The sequence below is a fragment of the Pandoraea nosoerga genome (assembly GCF_902459585.1).
GTDB classification, from domain to species: Bacteria; Pseudomonadota; Gammaproteobacteria; order Burkholderiales; family Burkholderiaceae; genus Pandoraea; species Pandoraea nosoerga.
This window is the reverse complement of the sequence record NZ_CABPSC010000035.1, coordinates 1-1,942: the sequence shown is the minus strand read 5'-3', so window position 1 is coordinate 1,942 and position 1,942 is coordinate 1. Positions and strand designations below refer to the sequence as shown.

1 tRNA gene and 1 rRNA gene are annotated in these 1,942 nt (G+C 53.6%); both read left to right on the top strand.

Annotation, left to right across the window (positions count from 1 at the left end):
- Positions 1 to 186 precede the first annotated feature (186 nt).
- A 16S ribosomal RNA gene (locus PNO31109_RS21765) occupies positions 187 to 1,719 on the top strand.
- Between the two features lie 64 nt (positions 1,720 to 1,783).
- A tRNA-Ile gene (locus tag PNO31109_RS21760) sits at positions 1,784 to 1,860 on the top strand.
- Positions 1,861 to 1,942 lie beyond the last annotated feature (82 nt).

The following is a 1,942-nucleotide window of genomic DNA, read 5'->3' as shown; positions in this document are numbered from 1 at the left end:
CGCGATTGATCTTTAAAAATTGAACAACCGATAAGTGTGGGCACTCGATGAATGGTGCGTCTGCTTCGGCAGATAAGCTTTAAATTTATTGAGGCTCACATAGTAAAAGGTAAGTTAAGCAATTAACTTGTCAGCCTACTTTGAGAGCGACCGGTTGGTCACACAACCGAAAACAGTAACAGGTTTGAACTGAAGAGTTTGATCCTGGCTCAGATTGAACGCTGGCGGCATGCCTTACACATGCAAGTCGAACGGCAGCACGGGTGCTTGCACCTGGTGGCGAGTGGCGAACGGGTGAGTAATACATCGGAACGTACCTTGTAGTGGGGGATAGCTCGGCGAAAGCCGGATTAATACCGCATACGCTCTGAGGAGGAAAGCGGGGGACCTTCGGGCCTCGCGCTATAAGAGCGGCCGATGTCAGATTAGCTAGTTGGTGGGGTAAAGGCCTACCAAGGCGACGATCTGTAGCTGGTCTGAGAGGACGACCAGCCACACTGGGACTGAGACACGGCCCAGACTCCTACGGGAGGCAGCAGTGGGGAATTTTGGACAATGGGCGCAAGCCTGATCCAGCAATGCCGCGTGTGTGAAGAAGGCCTTCGGGTTGTAAAGCACTTTTGTCCGGAAAGAAATCCTCTGGGTTAATACCTCGGGGGGATGACGGTACCGGAAGAATAAGCACCGGCTAACTACGTGCCAGCAGCCGCGGTAATACGTAGGGTGCGAGCGTTAATCGGAATTACTGGGCGTAAAGCGTGCGCAGGCGGTTTTGTAAGACGGATGTGAAATCCCCGGGCTTAACCTGGGAACTGCATTCGTGACTGCAAGGCTAGAGTATGGCAGAGGGGGGTAGAATTCCACGTGTAGCAGTGAAATGCGTAGAGATGTGGAGGAATACCGATGGCGAAGGCAGCCCCCTGGGCCAATACTGACGCTCATGCACGAAAGCGTGGGGAGCAAACAGGATTAGATACCCTGGTAGTCCACGCCCTAAACGATGTCAACTAGTTGTTGGGGATTCATTTCCTTAGTAACGTAGCTAACGCGTGAAGTTGACCGCCTGGGGAGTACGGTCGCAAGATTAAAACTCAAAGGAATTGACGGGGACCCGCACAAGCGGTGGATGATGTGGATTAATTCGATGCAACGCGAAAAACCTTACCTACCCTTGACATGTACGGAATCCTGCTGAGAGGTGGGAGTGCTCGAAAGAGAGCCGTAACACAGGTGCTGCATGGCTGTCGTCAGCTCGTGTCGTGAGATGTTGGGTTAAGTCCCGCAACGAGCGCAACCCTTGTCCTTAGTTGCTACGCAAGAGCACTCTAAGGAGACTGCCGGTGACAAACCGGAGGAAGGTGGGGATGACGTCAAGTCCTCATGGCCCTTATGGGTAGGGCTTCACACGTCATACAATGGTCGGTACAGAGGGCTGCCAAACCGCGAGGTGGAGCTAACCCCAGAAAACCGATCGTAGTCCGGATCGCAGTCTGCAACTCGACTGCGTGAAGCTGGAATCGCTAGTAATCGCGGATCAGCATGTCGCGGTGAATACGTTCCCGGGTCTTGTACACACCGCCCGTCACACCATGGGAGTGGGTTTTGCCAGAAGTAGGTAGCCTAACCGCAAGGAGGGCGCTTACCACGGCAGGATTCATGACTGGGGTGAAGTCGTAACAAGGTAGCCGTAGGGGAACCTGCGGCTGGATCACCTCCTTTCTAGAGCATGCACTGGAAGTTGAGTGTTCACGCTTATCGGTTGTTGACTGCGTAGATCTAAGTCGGGTCTGTAGCTCAGGTGGTTAGAGCACCGTCTTGATAAGGCGGGGGTCGAAGGTTCAAGTCCTTCCAGACCCACCAACTCTTTCCACCGATGTCCGGTTGAAAGAAATCTGGCTGAGGCAAGGCACAAGAAGCCGTGGCATACCTGGGTATGCGAGGG